Source organism: Mycobacterium sp. Aquia_213, assembly GCF_026625985.1.
Lineage (GTDB): Bacteria > Actinomycetota > Actinomycetes > Mycobacteriales > Mycobacteriaceae > Mycobacterium.
Genome location: NZ_CP113116.1, coordinates 434451 through 455447 on the forward strand (window position 1 = coordinate 434451; position 20997 = coordinate 455447).

General features: G+C 66.7%; 22 protein-coding genes. 14 read left to right on the top strand and 8 right to left on the bottom strand.

Going from position 1 to position 20997, the window contains the following annotated elements; genetic code table 11:
• Nucleotides 1-60: 60 nt before the first annotated feature.
• Both LMQ14_RS02005 and LMQ14_RS02010 read right to left on the bottom strand, forming a co-directional pair.
• Nucleotides 61-1218, bottom strand: a complete 1158-nt coding sequence (locus tag LMQ14_RS02005; protein WP_267733195.1) for an ArsA family ATPase — start codon at nucleotides 1216-1218, stop codon at nucleotides 61-63.
• Nucleotides 1215-2237, bottom strand: coding sequence for an ArsA family ATPase (locus LMQ14_RS02010; protein WP_267733196.1), 1023 nt, complete (start codon nucleotides 2235-2237; stop codon nucleotides 1215-1217). The genes LMQ14_RS02005 and LMQ14_RS02010 overlap by 4 nt, the downstream gene beginning before the upstream one ends.
• 109 nt (nucleotides 2238-2346) lie before the next feature.
• Here LMQ14_RS02010 and LMQ14_RS02015 point away from each other — a divergent pair, with 109 nt between their 5' ends.
• The 3 genes from LMQ14_RS02015 to LMQ14_RS02025 are packed head-to-tail and all read left to right on the top strand — an operon-like array spanning nucleotide 2347 to nucleotide 3778.
• Nucleotides 2347-2508, top strand: coding sequence for a DUF4177 domain-containing protein (locus LMQ14_RS02015; protein WP_267733197.1), 162 nt, complete (start codon nucleotides 2347-2349; stop codon nucleotides 2506-2508).
• Between the two features lie 14 nt (nucleotides 2509-2522).
• Nucleotides 2523-2978 carry a RidA family protein gene (locus tag LMQ14_RS02020; RefSeq protein WP_267733198.1) on the top strand — a complete coding sequence of 152 codons (456 nt, stop codon included), beginning with the start codon at nucleotides 2523-2525 and terminating at the stop codon, nucleotides 2976-2978.
• A gap of 5 nt (nucleotides 2979-2983) precedes the next feature.
• Nucleotides 2984-3778, top strand: coding sequence for an MBL fold metallo-hydrolase (locus LMQ14_RS02025; RefSeq protein ID WP_267733199.1), 795 nt, complete (start codon nucleotides 2984-2986; stop codon nucleotides 3776-3778).
• A gap of 132 nt (nucleotides 3779-3910) precedes the next feature.
• Here the strand turns inward: LMQ14_RS02025 and crp are convergent, their stop codons facing one another.
• A complete protein-coding gene (gene crp / locus LMQ14_RS02030) occupies nucleotides 3911-4585 on the bottom strand; it encodes a cAMP-activated global transcriptional regulator CRP (protein WP_036465140.1) in 675 nt (224 codons plus the stop codon).
• A gap of 85 nt (nucleotides 4586-4670) precedes the next feature.
• Complete coding sequence (locus LMQ14_RS02035; RefSeq protein WP_267733200.1) at nucleotides 4671-5057, bottom strand: hypothetical protein; 387 nt, start codon at nucleotides 5055-5057, stop codon at nucleotides 4671-4673.
• A 173-nt stretch (nucleotides 5058-5230) separates the two neighbouring features.
• On the opposite strand from LMQ14_RS02035, the gene nth reads away from it, so the two are divergent.
• Genes nth through marP form a run of 4 tightly spaced genes read left to right on the top strand, consistent with a single transcriptional unit; the run spans nucleotide 5231 to nucleotide 8597 of the window.
• The gene (gene nth / locus LMQ14_RS02040) at nucleotides 5231-5911 is read left to right on the top strand and encodes an endonuclease III (RefSeq protein ID WP_267733201.1); all 681 of its coding nucleotides are present in this window, start codon (nucleotides 5231-5233) and stop codon (nucleotides 5909-5911) included.
• Between the two features lie 13 nt (nucleotides 5912-5924).
• The gene (locus tag LMQ14_RS02045) at nucleotides 5925-6560 is read left to right on the top strand and encodes a TlpA family protein disulfide reductase (protein ID WP_267733202.1); all 636 of its coding nucleotides are present in this window, start codon (nucleotides 5925-5927) and stop codon (nucleotides 6558-6560) included.
• Between the two features lie 55 nt (nucleotides 6561-6615).
• Nucleotides 6616-7398 (top strand): NUDIX hydrolase, encoded by a 783-nt coding sequence (locus LMQ14_RS02050; RefSeq protein WP_267733203.1) that lies wholly within the window; start codon nucleotides 6616-6618, stop codon nucleotides 7396-7398.
• A 5-nt stretch (nucleotides 7399-7403) separates the two neighbouring features.
• Nucleotides 7404-8597 (top strand): acid resistance serine protease MarP, encoded by a 1194-nt coding sequence (gene marP, locus LMQ14_RS02055; RefSeq protein ID WP_267735307.1) that lies wholly within the window; start codon nucleotides 7404-7406, stop codon nucleotides 8595-8597.
• A gap of 7 nt (nucleotides 8598-8604) precedes the next feature.
• Here the strand turns inward: marP and LMQ14_RS02060 are convergent, their stop codons facing one another.
• Together LMQ14_RS02060 and LMQ14_RS02065 are read right to left on the bottom strand one after the other, a co-directional pair.
• The gene (locus tag LMQ14_RS02060; RefSeq protein ID WP_267733204.1) at nucleotides 8605-9555 is read right to left on the bottom strand and encodes an alpha/beta fold hydrolase; all 951 of its coding nucleotides are present in this window, start codon (nucleotides 9553-9555) and stop codon (nucleotides 8605-8607) included.
• Nucleotides 9556-10098: a phage holin family protein gene (locus LMQ14_RS02065; RefSeq protein WP_267733205.1), complete on the bottom strand. Its 543-nt coding sequence runs from the start codon at nucleotides 10096-10098 to the stop codon at nucleotides 9556-9558.
• 271 nt (nucleotides 10099-10369) lie between these two features.
• Here LMQ14_RS02065 and LMQ14_RS02070 point away from each other — a divergent pair, with 271 nt between their 5' ends.
• A complete protein-coding gene (locus tag LMQ14_RS02070) occupies nucleotides 10370-11068 on the top strand; it encodes a serine protease (RefSeq protein ID WP_420714594.1) in 699 nt (232 codons plus the stop codon).
• A 9-nt stretch (nucleotides 11069-11077) separates the two neighbouring features.
• Here LMQ14_RS02070 and acs read toward each other — a convergent pair whose 3' ends face one another.
• A complete protein-coding gene (gene acs / locus LMQ14_RS02075) occupies nucleotides 11078-13042 on the bottom strand; it encodes an acetate--CoA ligase (protein ID WP_267733206.1) in 1965 nt (654 codons plus the stop codon).
• Between the two features lie 199 nt (nucleotides 13043-13241).
• Between acs and LMQ14_RS02080 the strand changes: the two genes are divergently transcribed.
• From LMQ14_RS02080 to LMQ14_RS02105, 6 genes are all read left to right on the top strand, one after another.
• The gene (locus LMQ14_RS02080) at nucleotides 13242-13715 is read left to right on the top strand and encodes a DUF4232 domain-containing protein (RefSeq protein WP_420714649.1); all 474 of its coding nucleotides are present in this window, start codon (nucleotides 13242-13244) and stop codon (nucleotides 13713-13715) included.
• Nucleotides 13716-13807: 92 nt separating this feature from the next.
• The gene (locus LMQ14_RS02085; RefSeq protein ID WP_420714650.1) at nucleotides 13808-15430 is read left to right on the top strand and encodes a peptide ABC transporter substrate-binding protein; all 1623 of its coding nucleotides are present in this window, start codon (nucleotides 13808-13810) and stop codon (nucleotides 15428-15430) included.
• A gap of 3 nt (nucleotides 15431-15433) precedes the next feature.
• On the top strand, nucleotides 15434-16360 hold the full coding sequence (locus LMQ14_RS02090) for an ABC transporter permease (RefSeq protein ID WP_267733208.1): 927 nt from the start codon (nucleotides 15434-15436) through the stop codon (nucleotides 16358-16360).
• Nucleotides 16353-17216, top strand: a complete 864-nt coding sequence (locus tag LMQ14_RS02095; protein WP_267733209.1) for an ABC transporter permease — start codon at nucleotides 16353-16355, stop codon at nucleotides 17214-17216. Before LMQ14_RS02090 ends, LMQ14_RS02095 begins: the two co-directional genes overlap by 8 nt.
• The gene (locus LMQ14_RS02100; protein WP_267733210.1) at nucleotides 17213-18838 is read left to right on the top strand and encodes a dipeptide ABC transporter ATP-binding protein; all 1626 of its coding nucleotides are present in this window, start codon (nucleotides 17213-17215) and stop codon (nucleotides 18836-18838) included. Before LMQ14_RS02095 ends, LMQ14_RS02100 begins: the two co-directional genes overlap by 4 nt.
• A gap of 11 nt (nucleotides 18839-18849) precedes the next feature.
• Complete coding sequence (locus tag LMQ14_RS02105) at nucleotides 18850-19611, top strand: oxidoreductase (RefSeq protein WP_267733211.1); 762 nt, start codon at nucleotides 18850-18852, stop codon at nucleotides 19609-19611.
• A gap of 431 nt (nucleotides 19612-20042) precedes the next feature.
• Here the strand turns inward: LMQ14_RS02105 and LMQ14_RS02110 are convergent, their stop codons facing one another.
• Nucleotides 20043-20900 carry an HAD-IB family hydrolase gene (locus tag LMQ14_RS02110; RefSeq protein WP_267733212.1) on the bottom strand — a complete coding sequence of 286 codons (858 nt, stop codon included), beginning with the start codon at nucleotides 20898-20900 and terminating at the stop codon, nucleotides 20043-20045.
• Nucleotides 20901-20997 lie beyond the last annotated feature (97 nt).

Below are 20997 nucleotides of genomic sequence, written 5' to 3' on the forward strand. Positions count from 1 at the left end.
CTGTCGCCCCCTCTGAGCAGGGCACATCGCTCCCCGGCAGGCGTTTCTTTTGGCGGGTGCTCAGCGATCCGCAGCGCGGGCCGGGTCGTCGCCGGTTGCGGTGATCTGATCGGCGAGCGCCCGCAGGGCTTCCAGGTCCGATACGTCGAACGGGAGCGACGGAACGCCCACCACCGGCACGTGCGGGTTGGCGCCGGTGAACCGGGACAGCAACCGGATCTCTCGCTTGGCGGTCTGGCCCCGCTCGGCGTGAATCGTGAGCACGGCCGTGGTCAGCGAAGCGGCATCGGTGTCCGCATCGGACTTCAGCGACTCGATACCGTCGATTGCCCGTTCCACCGGCAGTGAGCACAACAGGGGATGGGTGCGGTTCAGGATGAGCCCCGCCAGCGGCATGCTCTCTTGGGACAGCCGGTCGACGAAGAAGGATGCCTCGCGCAGCGCATCGGGTTCGGCCGCCGACACCACCACGAACTGGGTGCCGCGCCTTTTCAGCAGCGCGTAGGTGCGATCCGCCTTCTCGCGGAAGCCGCCGAAGGTGGCGTCCAGTGATTGCACGAACGCCGCGGCGTCACCCAGCATCTGCGAGCCCAGCACCGTCGAGAGCGCCTTCATCGCCAAACCCATTGCGCCGGTGACTAATCGCCCGATGCCCCGGCCGGGCGCGAGCAGCAACCGCCACAATCGGCTATCCATAAAGCTGCCCAGTCGTTTCGGTGCGTCCAGGAAGTCCAGCGCATTGCGCGACGGGGGAGTGTCCACCACCACCAGGTCCCAGCGGTCCTCGGCCAGCAGCTGGCCAAGCTTCTCCATCGCCATGTACTCCTGAGTGCCGGCGAGGGATGTGGCGACCGTTTGATAGAACTGGTTATCCAAAATCGCCTGTGCCCGAGCGTCTCCGGAGTATTGGATCACCATCTCGTCGAAAGTGCGGCGCATGTCCAGCATCATCGCGTGCAGCTCGCCGGTGACCTCGGGCGCCAGCGGTACCCGTTGCGGCGTATTGCCAAGGTCGTTGACGCCCAGCGCCTGTGCTAGCCGTTTGGCCGGGTCGATCGTCAAAACGCATACGGTGCGGCCATACTCGGCCGCGCGTAATGCCATCGCCGCCGCGGTGGTCGTCTTGCCCACCCCGCCGGCCCCGCAGCACACCACGACGCGGTTGGAACGATCGGTCAGGATCGCGGCCATGTCAAGGGTTTTCGGTGTAGTACTCATCGAACTCCCTGCTGTGCAAGCGATTCCGAAAGCTCATATAGGCTGCCGAGGTCGACTCCGTCGGAGATCGCGGGCAACTCCAGCCGTGGGACTCGCAGCGCGTCGAGCTGCTGCGCGGTCTCGGACCGTGCGGCAATCCGGGTCGCGTGCTGAATGGTTTCGGTCAACAAGCCGGCAAAGTCGTTGTCGCTCAGCTCAATTCCGGCCGTCTTCAAACCGGCGCGCACCGAGTCTGCGTCGACATCGCCCTCCGCGGCCTTGGCCAGGTCGCGGGGCTCCAGGTATGCCGGAATGTTGCGGTTCACGATCACACTGCCGATCGGCAGTTGCATCTCGGCAAGCTCCTCGATGGCTTCCATCGTCTCCTGCACCGGCAGTGCTTCGAGCAGCGTGACCAAGTGGATCGCGGTCACCTCGGAATGCAGCAGCTTGACCACGCCCTGGCTCTGCGAGTGCACCGGCCCGCCCTTGGCGAGATCGGACACCGCCGTGGTGACATCCAGGAAACGTGCGATGCGGCCGGTCGGTGGTGCGTCGACGACTATCGCGTCGTATACGGGCAGCTTGTTCTTGTCCTTGCGGACCACGGTCTCCTTGATCTTGCCGGTGAGCAGCACGTCGCGCAGGCCGGGTGCGATCGTCGTCGCGAACTCGACGGCGCCGATGCGGCGCATGGCCCGTCCGGCGATCCCGAGGTTGTAAAACATGTCGAGGTATTCCAGAAACGCGGCTTCGATGTCGATCGCCAGGGCGTTGACCTGGCCGCCCCGCTCGGCGGTGGCGATCTTGAGTTCTTGGTAGGGCAGCGGCGGAACGTCGAAGAGTTGCGCAATCCCTTGGCGACCCTCCACTTCCACCAGGAGGACTTTGCGGCCGCCCGCCGCCAGGGTCAGCGCCAGCGCGGCCGCGATCGTCGATTTGCCCGTCCCGCCTTTGCCGGTGACGAAGTGCAAGCGGGCCTTCGACAATCGTGCCGGCCAGCCGACGGCAGCGTTGCCGCTAGAAGTGGTTGCCACCATCGCATGCTAGCCCGAGCCCTTCGGGGCCCCCGCAAATCGGGTAGCTACGTCGGATCGCGGTCTACCGGGCTGGCCCGTGTGGTTCACGCACGACCGATAAGCTCGCGTCATGAGCCAACCGACCCCATGGGAATACGCCACGGTTCCGCTGCTGACGCACGCGACCAAACAGATCCTCGACCAGTGGGGAGCCGACGGTTGGGAGCTGGTGTCCGTGCTGCAAGGGCCCACCGGCGAGCAACACGTGGCCTACCTGAAGCGCCCTAAGTAAGAGGTCTCGGGGACATGACTGCATCGGCTCGCCTCGGGCAACTCGGTGTCGTGCTTCCGGAGTTGGTTGCGCCGCTGGCGTCTTACGTTCCCGCGGTGCGGACCGGCAACCTGATCTATACCTCGGGCCAGCTGCCGATCGTGGACGGAAAGTTGGTGGGCACCGGCAAGGTCGGTGCCGACGTGACTCCCGACGACGGCAAGGCGATGGCACGGCTGTGCGCGCTCAACGCGCTGGCGGCGGTGAACTCGCTGGTGGGTATCGACGCGGTGACCCGGGTGGTCAAGGTCGTCGGATTCGTCGCCTCGGCTCCCGGCTTCAACGGCCAGCCCGGCGTCGTCAACGGGGCCTCCGACCTGCTGGGTGAGGTGTTCGGCGACCAAGGCGCGCATGCGCGTTCGGCGGTCGGCGTATCCGAGCTGCCGCTGGATGCGCCCGTCGAAGTCGAGTTGATCGTGGAGGTCGGCTGACGGCCGTGACCGAGACCGCAGAGCCGCTGTCCCATCCCGCATACGGCAGTTTGCGGGCGGTCACCGACACTGCCTCGGTCCTGCTGGCCGACAACCCCGGCTTGCTGACCCTGGGAGGCACCAACACCTGGGTGTTGCGCGGTCCACGCAGCGACGAGCTGGTCATCGTGGATCCGGGGCCCGACGACAACGAGCACATCGCCCGGATCGCTTCGTTGGGCCGTATCGCGTTGGTCCTTATCAGTCACCGGCACGGTGACCACACCGACGGCATCGACAAATTGGTCGAGCTCACCGGCGCGACCGTACGCTCGGCCGGCAGCGGATTCCTGCGCGGCCTCGGCGGCGAGCTGGTCGACGGCGAGGTCATCGATGCCGCCGGGCTGAAGATCAAGGTGATGGCGACGCCGGGACACACCGCCGACTCGCTGTCGTTCCTGCTCGACGACGCGGTATTGACCGCGGATAGCGTGCTCGGCCGCGGCACCACCGTCATCGACAACGAAGACGGCAGCCTGGCCGATTACCTGGAGTCGCTGCGGCGGCTGCGCGGTCTGGGCCGTCGCACGGTGTTGCCCGGGCACGGGCCCGACCTGGCCGACCTGGAATCTGTCACGACCGGTTACCTGACGCACCGCCACGAGCGGCTCGAGCAGGTGCGCGCGGCGCTGTGGGACCTCGGTGGCGACGCCACCGCCCGTCAGATCGTCGAATACGTCTATGTCGACGTCGACGAGAAGCTGTGGGACGCGGCCGAATGGTCCGTGCAGGCGCAGCTGGACTATCTGCAGCGAGAATGAACGTCTCGCAGTAGAACCCGGCGCTTACCTCGCTCGGGGTTGGATGCTCGCTCGGTTGCGCCCGCGCAATGCGCGGGCTTACCTCGCTCGGGGTTGGATGCTCGCTCGGTTGCGCCCGCGCAATGCGCGGGCTTACCTCGCTCGGCGGGCCAGTCGCTCGGAGTCCGAGATCAGCACGCTCTTACCCTCCAGCCGGATCCACCCGCGGTGGGCGAAATCGGCGAGCGCCTTGTTGACCGTCTCCCGGGAAGCGCCAACCAACTGGGCTATCTCCTCTTGGGTCAGGTCGTGGGTGACCCGCATCGCGCCACCCTCCTGGGTGCCGAAACGCTGGGCGAGCTGGAGCAGCTGCTTGGCCACCCGGCCGGGCACGTCGGTGAAGATGAGGTCGGCCAGGTTGTTGTTGGTGCGACGCAGCCGTCGGGCGAGGACCCGCAGCAACTGTTCGGCGATTTCGGGCCGATCGGCGATCCATGCCCGCAACGCGTCGCGGTCCATCGATACCGCGCGCACCTCGGTGATCGTGGTGGCGCTCGATGTCCGGGGTCCTGGGTCGAAGATCGACAATTCGCCGAACATGTCCGACGGGCCCATGATCGTCAGCAGATTCTCCCGGCCATCGGGCGATCGGCGACCGATCTTGACCTTCCCCGAGACGATGATGTACAGCCGATCGCCTGGTTCCCCTTCCGCGAAAACGGTGTGTCCACGCGGGAAGTCGACGGGTTGTAATTGCTTGGTCAGTGCGGTGACTGCGCCGGGTTCAACCCCTTGGAAGATTCCTGCCCTTGCCAGGATCTCGTCCACTTTGCCTCTTCAGCTTTCCAACGAAGTGATATGGATACCTACCTAGCCCGTGTGACGAGTCTAGAGGTAGGCCAACGTGCCAACGCTACACACGATTGACGTGTCTAGTCCCCTCAAATTGCGTATTTGCGCCTGAATGGGCGTGTATTCGCATCGGTACAGCGCGCGCGGGGGGATCGGTGAAGGCGGTCGCGAGCAGCGATTCGGCGCGATGGCGACCGCTGGGCGGCGGGGACAGTGCAAGTTGCTGGGCCTGGCGACGATGCAGGTATTCCAGCGCCTCGGGCATCCCTTCCCGGGCCAGCGTGTGCATATCCATGGCCTGCGCCTGTTCGAGAAATTGCTCGACGTCCGTGCGCGTGATCGACTCGCGCGCGAGCTCCTTTTCGAGCCGCCCCAAGCCGAGCGCAGCGAGCATTACCAGCCCCGGCACGCACGCCACCAGCAACCACGACACAAGGAGAGTAAACATGGCCAAGGTCTCAGTGAGATTACGAAATCAGTACTCTGTCGTAGGTGACAGTGGCAAGGCCGTCTGGGCGTTCGAAAACCAAGGCGGCTACGCCTGATTCCAAGCCCGGTTCCGCACTTGCCCGGCGTTGGGCCTCCGAAACTCGAGCCGGGTTGGTGCGTCGGGCACGGCGGATGAATCGCACACTGGCACAAGCGTTTCCGGACGCGCATTGCGAGCTGGATTTCAGATCGCCGCTGGAACTGACGGTGGCCACCATTCTTTCGGCGCAGAGCACCGACAAACGGGTCAACCTGACGACGCCGGCATTATTCGCGCGATATAAGTCGGCATTGGATTATGCGAAAGCCGATCGCGACGAGCTGGAAAACCTCATCCGCCCCACTGGCTTCTTCCGCAACAAGGCGAGCTCGCTGATCGGCCTGGGGCAGGCGCTGGTTGAGCGGTTCGACGGCGAGGTGCCGTCCACCATGGACGAGTTGGTGACGCTGCCCGGGGTCGGGCGCAAAACCGCCAACGTCGTCCTGGGCAACGCCTTCGACATCCCCGGGATCACCGTCGACACCCATTTCCAGCGGCTGGTGGCCAGATGGCATTGGACCGCCGAAACGGACCCGGTCAAGATCGAGCACGCCGTCGGCGAACTGGTGGAACGCAAGGAATGGACCCTGCTGAGCCACCGCGTGATCTTCCATGGCCGCCGGGTCTGCCACGCACGCAAACCGGCCTGCGGGGTCTGCGTGCTGGCCAAAGACTGCCCGTCGTTCGGGCTCGGCCCCACCGAACCGGCGCTGGCCGCGGCCCTGGTGCAGGGTCCCGAAGCCGAACACCTGCTCTCCCTGGTCGGGCTGTAACACGGCCAGGACGTTGACCCCGAAAACCCGCTGGACCATCGCGATCTTGGCGGTGGTGGTCGCGCTGGCCGCCGCGCTCGTCGCGCAACTGCGCGACGAGTCCGCGCCAACCGCGACATTCCGGCCGCCGCCCGCTCGCGAGCACCGCGACGCCGATACACCGGCCGCGCTGGCCGGGCCCCGGGCGCGAGCCAACCTGCCGCCCTGCCCCGCGCCGGGCAACGGTCCCGGCCCCGCGGCCTTGCGTGGTGTGCTGGTCGAATGCGCGGCCGACGGATCGACCGTCGACGTCGCTCGCGCGCTGGCCGGACGCCGGGTGGTCATCAATCTGTGGGCGTACTGGTGTGCGCCGTGTGCGGCCGAACTGCCCGCGATGGCCGAATATCAGCGACGGGTCGGATCCGACGTCATGGTGGTGACCGTGCATCAAGACGAGAATGAGACCGCCGCGCTGCTGCGGTTGGCGGAACTGGGGGTTCGGCTCCCGACCTTGCAGGATGGGCGGCGGCTGATTGCCGCCGCACTCAAGGTGGCAAATGTGGTGCCCGCGACGGTGGTGCTGCGACCGGACGGTAGCGTTGCGCAGACGCTGCTGCGCGATTTCGCGAGTGCCGACGAGATCGCGGCCGCGGTAGGAAACGACAGATGACCGAGTTCGGCGGTCCGAAACAGGCTGGGCAGGTGGACCCAACAAGGAGGCGCCGGTGAGTGCTGGGGGTGCCGCCCGCGCACAGGGGACGGTTCCCCTGACGCCCGACGTCTGCCCGTCCTGGTTGCGTCCGTTGGTCGACAACGTAGGTCAGATCCCGGACGCTTACCGGCGCCGCTTGCCACCCGATGTGTTGGCGATGGTGACCGCGGCCAGGGCAGCGTCCGAGCACGACGATCGCGAGGCCGCTGTGCTGGTTCTGTTTTCGGGTCCCGAGTCCGGGCCCGAGGACGGCGGTGTGCCCGACGACGCCGACCTGTTGCTCACGGTGCGGGCGTCGTCGCTGCGGCACCACGCGGGCCAGGCGGCCTTTCCCGGCGGCGCATCCGACCCCGGCGATCGCGGGCCGGTTGCCACCGCGCTGCGAGAAGCACACGAAGAGACCGGGATCGACGTCGCCCGGCTGCATCCCCTGATCACGATGGAAAAGGCATTCATCGCGCCGTCGCAGTTCCATGTCGTCCCGGTGCTGGCGTACTCGCCGGACCCCGGACCGGTCGCCGTGGTCAACGAAGCCGAAACGGCGATCGTGTCGCGGGTTCCGGTGCGCGCGTTCATCAATCCGGACAATCGGCTGATGGTCTACCGCGGCGACCTCGGCAATCGTTGGGCCGGTCCGGCGTTTCTGCTGAATCAGATGCTGGTTTGGGGATTCACTGGCCAGGTGATTTCTGCCGTACTCGACGTCGCCGGTTGGGCAAAGCCATGGGACACCAACAACGTCCGTGAGCTCGACGACGCGATGGTGCTGGTCGGCCAGCAGGGCGGCGCGCGATGAACTCGATGACCCCATCGCAGTGGCTGGATATTGCCGTTCTCGCAGTCGCCTTCATCGCGGCCATCTCGGGCTGGCGATCGGGCGCGGTGGGTTCGCTGTTTTCGTTTGTCGGCGTGCTGCTGGGCGCGATCGCCGGAGTGCTGCTGGCGCCACACATCGTCAGCCACATCGCCGCGCCGCGCGCCAAGCTGTTCGGCGCGCTGTTCCTGATTCTCGCGCTGGTCGTCGTCGGTGAAGTGGCCGGTGTGGTGCTGGGACGGGCGGTGCGCGGCGCAATCCACAGCCGCGCAATCCGAACCGCCGACTCGGTCATCGGGGTGGGAGTGCAGCTCGTCGTGGTGCTCACCGCCGCGTGGCTGCTGGCGACGCCGCTGACCCAGTCGAAAGACCAGCCCGAGCTGGCGGCCGCGGTCCGCGGTTCGCGGGTGCTCGCCGAGGTCAACAACTTCGCACCCCCGTGGTTGAAGACTGTCCCCAAACGCCTTTCGGCGCTGCTGAATACCTCGGGGCTGCCCGCGGTGCTGGAGCCGTTCAGCCGCACGCCGGTGATCCCGGTCGAATCACCGGATCCCGCGCTGGCCACCAATCCGGTGGTAACGGCCGCTGCGCCCAGCGTCGTGAAGGTACGCAGCCTGGCGCCCAGCTGCCAGAAAGTGTTGGAGGGCACGGGATTTGTGATCGCTCCCGATCGGGTGATGACGAACGCACACGTGGTGGCCGGGTCCAGCAGCGTCCAGATCTACGCCAGCGGGAATCCGTTGGACGCCACCGTCGTTTCCTACGACCCGTCGGTCGACATTGCGATTCTTGCGATTCCGAACTTGCCGCCGCCGCCGCTGGCTTTCAGCGAAACCGAGGCGAAAACCGGCACCAACGTGGTGGTGTTGGGCTACCCGGGTGGGGGCAACTTCACCGCGACCCCGGCCAGGATTCGCGAAGCCATCAAACTCAGCGGCCCCGATATCTACCGGGATCCGACGCCGGTTACCCGCGACGTCTACACCATCAGAGCCAATGTGGAGCAAGGTAATTCGGGCGGCCCGTTGATCGACCTCAGCGGTCACGTGCTCGGTGTGGTGTTCGGCGCGGCCGTCGACGATCCCGATACCGGGTTCGTGTTGACCGCCGGCGAGGTGGCCGGCCAGCTGGCCAAGATCGGTGCCACCCAACAGGTGGGCACCGGGACCTGCGTCAGCTGATCCGCCGTCAGTGCACCTGCTCGAAAAACCTCATCAGGTTTTTGTTGACTTCCTCGGGCATCTCTTCGTGACTGTAATGCCCTGCGCCGGTGATGGATACATAGCGGCCCTGCGTCGCATAGCGCTGGCTGTGGTCGACCGGGTCGGCCAGCACATAGGGATCGGCGTCGCCGCGCAGGTGTAGCAGCGGCACCCCCAGCTGCCGCGACATCGATTTCATGAATCGTCTGCCTTCGTCGCGCAGCTGGCTGCGCACCGCCCAGCGCTGGTATTCCAGTGCGCAGTGCGCCGCCCCGGGAATCTGGATCGCCGTGCGCAGATAGCCGATGGTCTGTGAAAAGTCCTCGGAGGCAACCCATTTAGCGGAGCTACGGCTTTTGACGAGACGTTCGATCTCGGCGCCGTTATCGCGGGTCAGCAGGCGCTCGGGCCACGCCGGCACCTGATAACGCAGCAAGGTCGGCAGTAATGCCGAACTCTGATCGCGGCGCGTCAACGCTGATCGTCGCAACGCTGCCGGGTGTGGCGAGCTGATCAGCGCGATGGCGCGCACCAGCCGCGAGTGCAGCAGCGCGGTGGTCCAGCAGCACAGCCCGCCGTCGGCGTGGCCGACCAGCGTCGCCGACGAATGTCCAAGCGCGCGAATGAGTCCGGCCGTATCGCCGGCGAGCGTCCAGCCGTCGTAGCCGCGGGGCGGTTTGTCACTGCCGCCGTAGCCGCGCAGGTCGACCGCGACCACGCGGGCATCGGTCAGCCCGCGCAGCTGGTGACGCCACGACCACCAAAACGAACCAAAACCGTGCAGCAGCATTACCAGCGGTCGTGCGGTCGCGGCCGCGGGTGCGCCGGGGCCGGACGGTAGCGCCTCGACGACGTGGAAGCGAATGCCGTTGGCGTGCACGTCTAAATGGCGCCACGGCCCGTCGATGCGGACCACCGACGGATCTGGTACTGCCATCTACCAACCTGAGGGATCGCTGGGGTTGCCGTTTTCGGGCTTGGCGTGCTTACCGGGGGCCTCGCTGAGCTGCTTGGTCGCGGCGGGGGTCTTGTCGTGGCCGGGGGTAAGCGCGGTACGCGTCTCCTTGACCGATTCGATGGTCTCGCGCGGTCCGCGGATCCGGCGCACCTTCAAATAGCCCAGCAGCGCCAGTACGGCTCCGACGACGACCATGATCGCGAACACGATCAGGAAGGCCACCCAGCGCCACAGCCAGTTGTCGAGCAACTCGGCGAGGAAGAAGAAGAAAAAGAAGGTGGAGTAGAACAGCACCACCAGCGCGGCGATGAAGAAGACGCTGCCGGTGAGGCCCTTCTTGATGTCGCGGACGATTTCGGCGCGGGCCAGCTCGACCTCGGCCCGCACCAGGGTGGACGCCTGAGTCGTCGCGTCTTTGATCAGGTCACCGATCGACGGCTCGCCTTGGCTGGCGTGCGGGTCGGCCAACGGAATCGTGGTCAGCGTGTTCGGCACCCCATTTTTGCGATCGACTTTGCTCACAGACGGTCCTCTCCGTTCAATTGCCCGGCTCGTCATCGAGCCGTTGCACGGCTCGCATCGTCACCGAGCCCGTTCGCTGTCGTCGCGGTTCATGTTGCCATGTGCTGCGATGCCAGACGAGGCCAGCCGAAGACCGCGACGCCCGGCAACCAAAGGGGGCCGGGCCGATTGCCCGCTCACCGCTATTCGCACAGCAAGAGGGGTACCGGGGTGATCATCTAGACTGGCGCAGCTGTTCTCCGACATCCGGCCCGCTGATGGGAGCTACGCATTGCAGACCGCACATCGGTGCATTGTGGCGGTGCTGGTGACCGTGCTCCTCGTCCAGCCTGGTTTGCCCGCAAACGTCGCGGCCGCGGACGACCGGGTGCCGATGGGTGGCGGTGCGGGCATCGTCATCAACGGGGACACGATGTGCACCCTGACGACCATCGGCGGCGATGCCGCCGGTGAGCTGATCGGCTTCACTTCCGCGCACTGCGGTGGCCCGGGCGCGCAGGTCGCCGCCGAGGCCGCCGAAGGCCGAGGCACGCTGGGAACGATGGTTGCGGGCAACGACGCCCTCGACTACGCGGTGATCAAATTCGATCAGGCCAAGGTCGCGCCGGTGGCCAACTACGGCGGCTTCGTCATCAACGGCATCGGTCCGGAACCGGTGTTCGGTCAGATCGCCTGCAAGCAGGGCCGTACGACCGGCAATTCGTGCGGCGTCACCTGGGGGCCGGGCCAGGATCCGGGGACCATCGTCATGCAGGTGTGCGGCCGGCCGGGTGACTCGGGCGGGCCGGTGACCGTCGACAACCTGTTGGTCGGGATGATCCACGGCGCGTTCAGCGACAACCTGCCGACCTGCGTCATCAAGTACATCCCGCTGCACACTCCGGCGGTGGTGATGTCGTTCAACGCGGTGCTGGCCGACATCAACGCCAAACACCGGCCCGGCGCGGGCTTCGTCCCGATACCCGCCTGAGTCCGCGCGTTACTTCGCCGCTCGGATCGCGTCGAACACACCCGGATCGAGCAACGTCGAAGTATCGCCGAGGTCGCGTTTTTCGGCGACGTCGCGCAGCAGCCGGCGCATGATCTTGCCGCTGCGGGTCTTCGGCAGCTCGGGCACCACGTGGACCTCGCGCGGCTTCGCGATCGGTGAGATCTCGGTGGCCACCTGGATGCGCAGCTCGTCGACGATCCCGTCATGAACCTGGAAGTCGGCGCACAGGACGACGAACGCGCAAATCGCCTGGCCGGTGGTTTCGTCGGTCATGCCCACCACCGCCGCCTCGGCCACCCCGACGTGGCCTACCAGCGCCGACTCCACCTCGGCGGTCGAAAGTCGATGCCCCGACACGTTCATCACGTCGTCGATGCGGCCCACCACCCAGATCGCGCCGTCGCGGTCGTAATAGGCGCTGTCGCCGGCGAAGTACCAGCCCTGCTCGGCGAACCTGGACCAGTAGGTCTCGACATAGCGATCCGGATCGCCCCAGATGCCGCGCAGCATGGACGGCCACGGTTGATCCAGCACCAGGTACCCGGTCACGTGTTCGCCCTGATGGACGGCCGGCACCAGCTCGTCGCCGTGGTCGTCGACGATCTTCGCGGAGACACCCGGGAGCGGCCTCATCGCCGAACCCGGTTTAGCCGCAGCGACTCCGGGCAGCGGTGAGATCATCGCGGCGCCCGTTTCGGTCTGCCACCAGGTGTCGACGATCGGGAGCTTGTCGGCGCCGATCACCTTGCGGTACCAGCGCCACGCCTCGGGGTTGATCGGCTCACCGACCGAGCCCAGTAGCCGCAGACTGGTCAGGTCGTGCGCGTCCGGAATCTCGCGGCCCCACTTCATGAACGTACGGATGAGCGTGGGTGCGGTGTAATAGATTGTCACGCCGTACTTTTCGATGATTTCGAAATGCCGGTGCTGGGTGGGTGAGTCGGGGGTGCCCTCATAGAGCACCTCGGTGACACCGTTGGACAGCGGCCCGTAGACACCGTAGGTGTGTCCGGTGACCCAACCGATGTCGGCGGTGCACCAGAACACGTCCTTGTCGGCCTTGATGTCGAAGACGTAGTAGTGCGTATAGGAAGCGTGAGTCAGATAGCCGCCGCTGGTGTGCACGATGCCCTTGGGCTTGCCGGTGGTGCCCGAGGTGTACAGCAGGAACAACGGCTGCTCGGCGTCGAACGGCTCCGGGGTGTGCTCGGGGGACGCGGCGTCGACGACATCGTGCCACCACACATCACGGTCGTCATTCCAAGACACGTCAATTCCGGTGCGCCGCACCACCAGAACGTTTTCGACCGGGCTGTCCGAATCCGAAACGGCTTCGTCGGCCGCGTCCTTCAGCGGCGCGGGCTTGCCGCGGCGGAACTGCCCGTCGGTGGTGATCAACAGCTTGGCCTGGGCGTCGGCGATCCGGGCGCCTAGTGCCTTCGCGGTGAAACCGGCGAACACGACGCTGTGCATGACGCCGAGGCGGGCGCAGGCGAGCATCGCAACCACGGCTTCGGGGATCAGCGGCATGTAGATCGCGACCCGGTCGCCGGCGACCAGTCCGAGGTCGGTCAACGCGTTGGCCGCCTTGCACACCTCGGTCTGCAACTCGGAATAGGTCAGGCTGCGGCTGTCGCCGACGGGTTCGCCCTCCCAGTGGATGGCGACCCGATCGCCGAGGCCCGCCTCGACGTGGCGGTCGACGCAGTTGTACGCCACGTTGAGCTTCCCGTCGGCGAACCACTTGGCGAACGGAGCGTTCGACCAGTCCAGCACCTCGGTGAAGGGCGTCTCCCACGACAGCCGGTTGGCCTGCTTGGCCCAGAACGCCAGCCGGTCTTTCTCGGCTTCGCGGTAGAGGTCCTCACCGGCGTTGGCCTGCTCGGCGAATTGCGCCGGCGGCGGGTACGAGGCCGGATGCGAGGACGGGCCTTCGGTGTGTGTGGCGGTCACTGGCTTCTCTCCTATATCGAGGCCGGGGTTCGAGCTCGTCAACCGTTTGTGAGCCTAGACCCGCCAGCTGAACCCGTGGGCTTCAATCCAGGGGTAAACCGGGTTGTCATCCCGCATAATCAGCGTTGTGCCGGAATTTCGCGGGCGGCGTGCCCGTTATCTGCTTCTCAGCTTCGCCGCGGCCGCAACGAATTACGCGGTGGCCGCCGTGCTGGGACCGCACGCGTCGGCGGTGCCGGTCGGCGAGCAGGCGGAGCCGTGCCGCTCGGAGCAAGTCGCCGTGACCGCTTCCCCGACGCAGGGCGCCGTGGGCCACCGCTCGCTGACCCTGGCGTTCAGCCTCGCCGGCGGGGCGGAGCCCTGCACGCTCACCGGCTACCCCGCGATCGAAACGGGTACCGGCGGGCCGGACATTCATGCCAAACCCACGCCGCGCGGTTACATGGGCGGCTTGCCGAGCAGTGTCGACGTGCCGCCGACCGTCACCTTGTCATTGGCCGGACAAGGACAGGCCATCGTGGAGGGGTTGGCCGTCGACGGCCAGGGCAACCCGTGCCCGAACTACACCGCGCTGCGGGTCAACCCGCCCAACACGATCATCGTGCTCACCGTGCCGGCCACCATCGACGCCTGCGAATTACAGGTGCATCCCGTCACCGCATTGGAGCAGTAGCGCCTCGCTAGCCGCCCGCCCGCTCCAGCTGTGTAGCCAGTCCTTCCGTGGCCGGCGCGGTCACAGGCCCTAGGGTCGCTGTCATGCGGTGGATGCGGAGCAGGCCGGCCTGGCCGGCTTTCGCTGGCGTCGTCATGCTGACGGTCGCGTCGCTGGCCGGCTGCGGTGGCGGCGCGCTGAGCCCTGAACTTGTCGTGGTGAATGGCGGCGAACCGCCCAACCCGCTGATTCCGACCGGCACCAACGACAGTCTGGGCGGGCGGATCCTGGATCGGCTGTTCGCCGGCTTGGTGTCCTACGACGCCGACGGCAAACCGGCACCGGAGGTGGCACAGTCGATCGAGACCACCGACAACGTCAACTACCGGATCACTCTCAAACCGGGCTGGAAGTTCACCGACGGTTCGGCGGTGACGGCGCGTTCGTTTGTCGACGCGTGGAATTATGGCGCCCTGAGCGCCAATGCTCAACTGCAGCAGGAATTTTTCAGCCCGATCGCCGGATTCGACGACGTCGCCGGTCCGCCGGGTGATGGCAAGCCGACCACGATGTCCGGCTTGCGGGTGGTCAACGATCTCGAGTTCACCGTGCGGCTCAAGGCGCCGACCGTCGATTTCACCTTGCGGCTGGGCCACAACGCGTTCTACCCCTTGCCGGACATGGCATTTCGCGACATGGCGGCGTTCGGGCGCAACCCGGTGGGCGACGGGCCCTATCGGCTGGCCGACAGTCCCGACGGGCCGGCCTGGGAGCACAACGTCAAGATCGACTTGAAACCCAATCCCGAGTACCACGGCAACCGCAAGGCGCGAAACAAGGGCCTGAGGTTCGAGTTCTACGGCAACCTGGATACCGCCTATGCCGACCTGCTGTCCGGCAATCTCGATGTCCTGGACACCATTCCGTCCAGCGCGTTGACGATCTATCAGCGCGACCTGGGCGGCAACGCCGCCAGCGGACCGGTCGCGGTCAGCCAATCGCTCGACACGCCGTTGCGGCTACCGCATTTCGGTGGTGAGGAGGGACGGCTGCGGCGGTTGGCCCTGTCGGCGGCCATCAACCGCCCGCAGATTTGTCAGCAGATCTTCAACGGCACCCGCAGCCCGGCCCGCGATTTCACCGCACGCTCCCTGCCGGGGTTCGATCCGAACATCCCGGGCAACGACGCCCTGGACTTCAACCCCGAACGGGCACGGCAACTCTGGGCGCAGGCCAACGCGATCTCGCCGTGGAGCGGGCGGTACGCCATCGCCTACAACGCCGACAGCGGCCATCAGGAGTGGGTGGACGCGGTGGCCAACAGCATCAAGAACGTGCTCGGCATCGACGTCGTCGGCGCGCCGCACCCCACCTTCGCGGGGTTCCGTACCCAGATCACCAACCGCACCATCGACACCGCCTTCCGCGCCGGCTGGATCGGCGACTATCCGTCGATGATCGAGTTCGTCGCGCCGCTGTACGCGACCGGCGCGGGATCCAATGACGTCGGATACTCCAGCCGGGAGTTCGACGCCGGCCTGGCGGCCGCCGAGGCCGCGCCCAGCCTGCAGCAGGCCGACGTTCTGGTCAACGTTGCCCAACGAATCCTGTTGCACGACATGCCCGCTGTGCCGCTCTGGTACTACATCGCCGTGGTCGGGTGGTCGCCGGAAGTCAGCAACGTCAGGGTCACGTGGAACGGGCTGCCCGACTACGAGAACATGGTCAAGGCCTAAGACATGGGTTGGTATATCGCGCGAAGGATCGCCGTCATGCTGCCCGTCTTCCTGGGCGCCACCTTGCTGATCTACGGCATGGTCTTCCTGTTGCCCGGTGACCCTCTGGCCGCGATCGCCGGGGACCGGCCGCTGACCCCGGCGGTGGCCGCGCAGCTGCGGGCGCGCTACCACCTCGACGACCCCTTCCTTCTGCAATATCTGCGCTACCTCGGCGGCGTTCTGCACGGCGACCTGGGCCGCGCCTATTCCGGGTTGCCGGTCAGTGCCGTTCTGGCACATGCATTTCCGGTCACGATCCGGCTGGCGTTGATCGCGCTGGTGGTGGAGGCGGTGCTGGGCATCGGGTTCGGCGTGATCTCCGGGCTGCGCCAGGGCGGGCTGTTCGATTCGACGGTGCTGATCGCCGGGCTGATCATCATCGCGATCCCGATCTTCGTGCTGGGCTTTCTGGCTCAATTCCTGTTCGGCGTCCAGCTGGGTATCGCGCCGGTCACGGTCGGCGAACGGGCGACGTTCGCACGCTTGCTGCTACCCGGAATAGTTCTGGGCTCAGTGTCATTCGCGTACATCGTGCGGTTGACCCGCTCGGCGGTCGCCGCCAATGCCCACGCCGACTATGTCCGCACCGCCACCGCCAAGGGGCTGTCGCGGCCGCGCGTGGTGACCGTGCACATCCTGCGCAACTCGCTGATCCCGGTGGTGACGTTCCTGGGAGCCGATGTGGGTGCGCTGATGGGCGGAGCCATCGTGACCGAGGGGATCTTCAATATTCACGGCGTCGGCGGTGTGCTGTATCAGGCCGTCACGCGGCAGGAGGCGCCGACCGTGGTCTCGATCGTGACGGTCTTGGTGCTGATCTATCTGATCACCAACCTGCTGGTCGATCTGCTCTACGCGGCGCTGGACCCGAGGATCCGCTATGGCTGAGCACTCCGGTTTTTGGGGTGAGACCTGGCGCAAGTTGCACCGGCGCCCGAAGTTCGTCGTCGCCGCGGTGCTGATCCTGCTCATCCTTCTGGTCGCACTGTTTCCTGCGCTGTTCACCGACGTCGATCCCAGCTACGCCGATCCCAGCCAAAGCCTGCTCGATCCGTCCGCCGCGCACTGGTTCGGCACGGATCTGCAGGGCCACGACATCTACGCGCGCACCGTCTATGGGGCGCGGGCGTCGGTGACGGTCGGGTTGGGCGCCACGCTGCTGGTGTTTGTCGTTGGCGGAGCGGTGGGTGCGCTGGCCGGCTTCTATGGCGGCTGGATCGACGCGGTGGTCTCGCGCATCACCGACGTCTTCTTCGGGCTGCCGCTGCTGCTGGCCGCGATCGTGCTCATGCAGGTCTTGCACCACCGCACGGTGTGGACGGTGATCGCCATCCTGGCCTTGTTCGGCTGGCCGCAGGTGGCCAGGATCGCCCGTGGTGCGGTGCTGGAGGTACGGGCCAGCGACTACGTGCTCGCGGCTAAAGCATTGGGGTTGAGCAGGTTTCAAACCCTGCTGCGGCACGCACTGCCCAACGCCGCCGGCCCGGTGATCGCGATGTCCACGATCGCGCAGGGCGCCTTCATCGTCACCGAGGCCACGCTGTCCTACCTCGGCGTCGGACTGCCGACCTCGGTGGTGTCGTGGGGCGGCGACATAAACCTGGCGCAGACGCGGCTGCGGGCCGGCTCGCCGATCTTGTTCTATCCCGCCGGCGCACTGGCGATTACGGTGCTGGCCTTCATGATGATGGGCGACGCCTTGCGCGACGCCCTGGATCCGGCCTCGCGAGCGGAGCGCGCATGAACCCCGCGGAATCGCCGCTGTTGTCGGTCGAGGGCTTGGAAGTCAGGTTTGGTGATCACCCTCCCGCGGTGAGCGGAGTCGATCTGAGCGTGATGCGCGGGCAGACCGTCGCCGTGGTCGGCGAATCGGGATCGGGAAAGTCCACCACGGCCGCCGCCGTTCTCGGGCTGCTGCCGCCCGGCGGGCGAATCACGGCCGGCCGCATCATTTTTGACGGGCTGGACATCACCGCTGCTGACCGCCGGTTGCTCCGCTCGATCAGGGGTCGACGCATCGGCTACGTGCCCCAAGACCCGATGACCAACCTCAACCCCGTCTGGAAGGTCGGCTTTCAGATATCAGAAGCGTTGCGGGCCAACACCGATGGCCGGGACGCCCGCCGACGGGCGGTAGAGCTGCTCGCCCAGGCCGGCATGCCGGATCCGGCGAAGCAAGTGGGCAAGTACCCGCACCAACTGTCCGGCGGCATGTGCCAGCGTGCGCTGATCGCCATCGGGCTGGCGGGTCACCCGCAGCTGCTGATCGCCGACGAGCCGACGTCCGCGCTGGATGTCACGGTGCAACGGCAGGTGCTCGACCATTTGCAGCACCTCACCGACGAACTGGGCACCGCGCTGTTGCTGATCACGCACGATCTGGCGCTGGCGGCCGAGCGGGCCGAGCGAGTGGTCGTCGTACACCGTGGCGTGGTGGTGGAATCCGGTGCCGCGCGGTCAATCCTGCGCGATCCCCAACACGAGTACACCCGCCGGCTGGTGGCCGCGGCTCCCTCCCTGACGGCCCGGAGTGCGGCACGGGCGCGGCCGACGGCGGACACCCGGGCCGACGACGTCCTCGTCGCCTCGGAGCTGACCAAGGTCTACCGCGAGTCGCACGGCGCACCGTGGCGCCGGACCCAGTTCTGCGCCGTCGACGCGGTGTCGTTCCGGCTCCGCAGATCCAGCACCCTGGCGATTGTCGGCGAATCGGGTTCGGGCAAATCGACGGTGGCCAGGATGGCGTTGGGCTTGCTCCAACCCACCTCGGGCACAGTCGTTTTCGACGGTACCGAGATCTCCGACGCGTTGGACCGGGGCGCGATGATGGCCTTTCGCCGGCGCGTGCAGCCGGTGTTCCAGAACCCCTACAGCAGTCTTGATCCCATGTACTCGGTGTTTCGCGCCATCGAGGAGCCGTTGCGGATCCACCGCGTCGGCAACCGCCGTCAGCGCGAGAAAGCGGTACGTGAGCTCGTCGAGCAGGTGGCCTTGCCGCCGTCGGTGCTCGGCAGGTTGCCGCGCGAGCTTTCGGGCGGTCAGCGTCAACGCGTCGCGATCGCGCGGGCGTTGGCACTGCGGCCCGAGGTGCTGGTGTGCGATGAGGCGGTGTCGGCGCTCGACGTGCTGGTGCAGGCGCAGATATTGGACCTGCTGGCCACGTTGCAGGCCGAACTGGGCCTGGCCTACCTATTCATCAGCCACGACCTGGCGGTGATCCGGCAGATCGCCGACGACGTGCTGGTGATGCGCGCCGGGCGGATCGTGGAGCACGCGGCCACCGAAGAGCTGTTCACCAGGCCCGGCCACGAATACACCCGTCAATTGCTGGAGGCCATTCCCGGGGCGTCCATGCCGCCCCGATAGGTTGGCAACCTGTGACGGCAGACCCGCTGGCTCCGCTGATGGAGCTCCCCGGCGTCGCCGAGGCCAGTGACCGGGCCCGCGACGCGTTGGGCCGCGCGCACCGGCATCGGGCCAATCTGCGCGGCTGGCCGGTAACCGCCGCCGAGGCCGCGTTGCGGGCGGCCCGCGCTTCCTCGGTGCTCGACGGCGGCCCGGTGCGGTTCGAGGACTTGGCGGACAGCTCGGGGGTGAGCGATCCGGTGTTCGGCGGAGCGCTGCGGGTGGCCCAGGCGCTGGAAGGCGGCGGGGGCGCGTTGGTCGGGGTGTGGCGGCGATCGCCGTTGCAGGCGTTGGCGCGGCTGCACATGCTGGCGGCGGCCGACCAGGTAGATGACGAACAATTGGGTCGCCCGCGGTCCGCCCCCGAGATCGGGCCGCGTCTCGAGCTGCTCGGCGAATTGGTCACCGGTCGCACGCAGGTGCCGGCGCCGGTGGTCGCCGCGGTTGCGCATGGAGAACTGCTGACGCTCAAGCCATTTGGCAGCGCCGACGGAGTGGTCGCGCGGGCGGTGTCTCGCCTGGTGACGATCGCGAGCGGGCTGGACCCGCACGGACTGGGGGTTCCCGAGGTGAGCTGGATGCGCAAACCCGGGGACTATCGCGCTGCCGCAAGCGGATTCGCCGAGGGAACACCGGCCGGCGTCGAAGCGTGGTTGGTGCTGTGTTGCCGGGCAATGCAGGCCGGCGCGCAAGAGGCGTTGACGATCGCCGAGTCGTTGCCGGGCAAGAGTTGAGCGGGGCGGAGCGAAAAGGGTTCAGACATGTAGAGCGGGCGGCGTTCCGAAATATTCGGTCCGCCGCCCGCTAGCACGGAACTCGGTTACCAAGCGTGCATCTCTGGGGTGCGTGGGTGGCCTCGGCGATCTTGCGACGCTTCGAGTTACAACCCCACCCAAGGGGCTGTTCATACTTTCTGCTTTTTCGCAATTACGCAGGCCCGCAACACTTCTGCCATTATCGCGGCTATGACTCCGCGTGGGTGCCGAGTACCGTGCTGGGCGCCCGGGTTGGGAGAACGAACCTTCTCTTCCGGCTCGACCTTGGCCTTACCGGGCTTCCGTGGTTCCTTTGTACTCCTAGACCCTTAGCACAGCAAGGTCCAATTCTGCGAACGTTGCGAATTCACAGGAAATCGGACGCTCGGCGGGTTTGCTAGAACCCGCGGTTAGAACGCGAAGCGGCGCAACAGCGAATAGGTGACGGCACCGGCGGCCAGCGCGGTGATACTCACCGCCGCCGTGGTGGCCATCGCGGCTCCCGACGGCGCCGGAATCCGGTCTCGCAGCGAGATCGGCCGCGAGAAACTCAGCACGGGCCAACCGCGTTCGGTCGCTTGCTTGCGCAGCCCGCGGTCGGGGTTGACCACGCTCGGATGCCCGACCGACTCGAGCATCGGCAGGTCGGTGATCGAGTCCGAATAGGCGTAGCAGTGTTCCAGCGGATAGCCCTCGCGGGCGGCCAGCTCGCGGATCGCTTGGACCTTCCCCTCGCCGAAGCAGTAGAAGGCGACATCGCCGGTGTACTTGCCGTCCTCGACGACCATCCGCGTCGCCATCGCATGGGTGGCACCCAGCGCGCGGGCGATCGGCGCGACGATTTCCTCGCCGGATGCGGACACCACGACGACGTCGCGGCCGCACAATTTGTGCGCGGCGATCAGGTCCGCGGCCTCGGCGAACACCAGGGGAGTCACGATGTCGTGCAGGGTTTCGTTGACGATCGACTTGACCTGAGCGACGTCCCAACCGGTGCACATGTTGGTCATGTGAGTGCGCATTCGGTCCATCTGGTCATGATCGGCACCGGAGAGCAGAAAAATGAATTGGGCGTAGCTGGACTTCAGCACGGCGCGCCGATTGAGCAGTCCCTGGTTGAAGAACGGTTTGCTGAACGCCAGGGTGCTGGACTTGGCGATGATCGTCTTATCGAGGTCGAAGAAGGCCGCGGTGCGGGCGTGCGGAGTGCCCGTTGCGGCGGTCGGCGCCGAGGTTCGCTGCTGCGCGTCCGGGTCGGAGACGGTCACCGACACAGCATAGGTCGGTCAGTCGGCGCGTCCGGGGGGTTGCCGGCAAAATCACGGCTGAGCAGGGTGTAACAGACGAGGCCAACGGTGTTTTTGC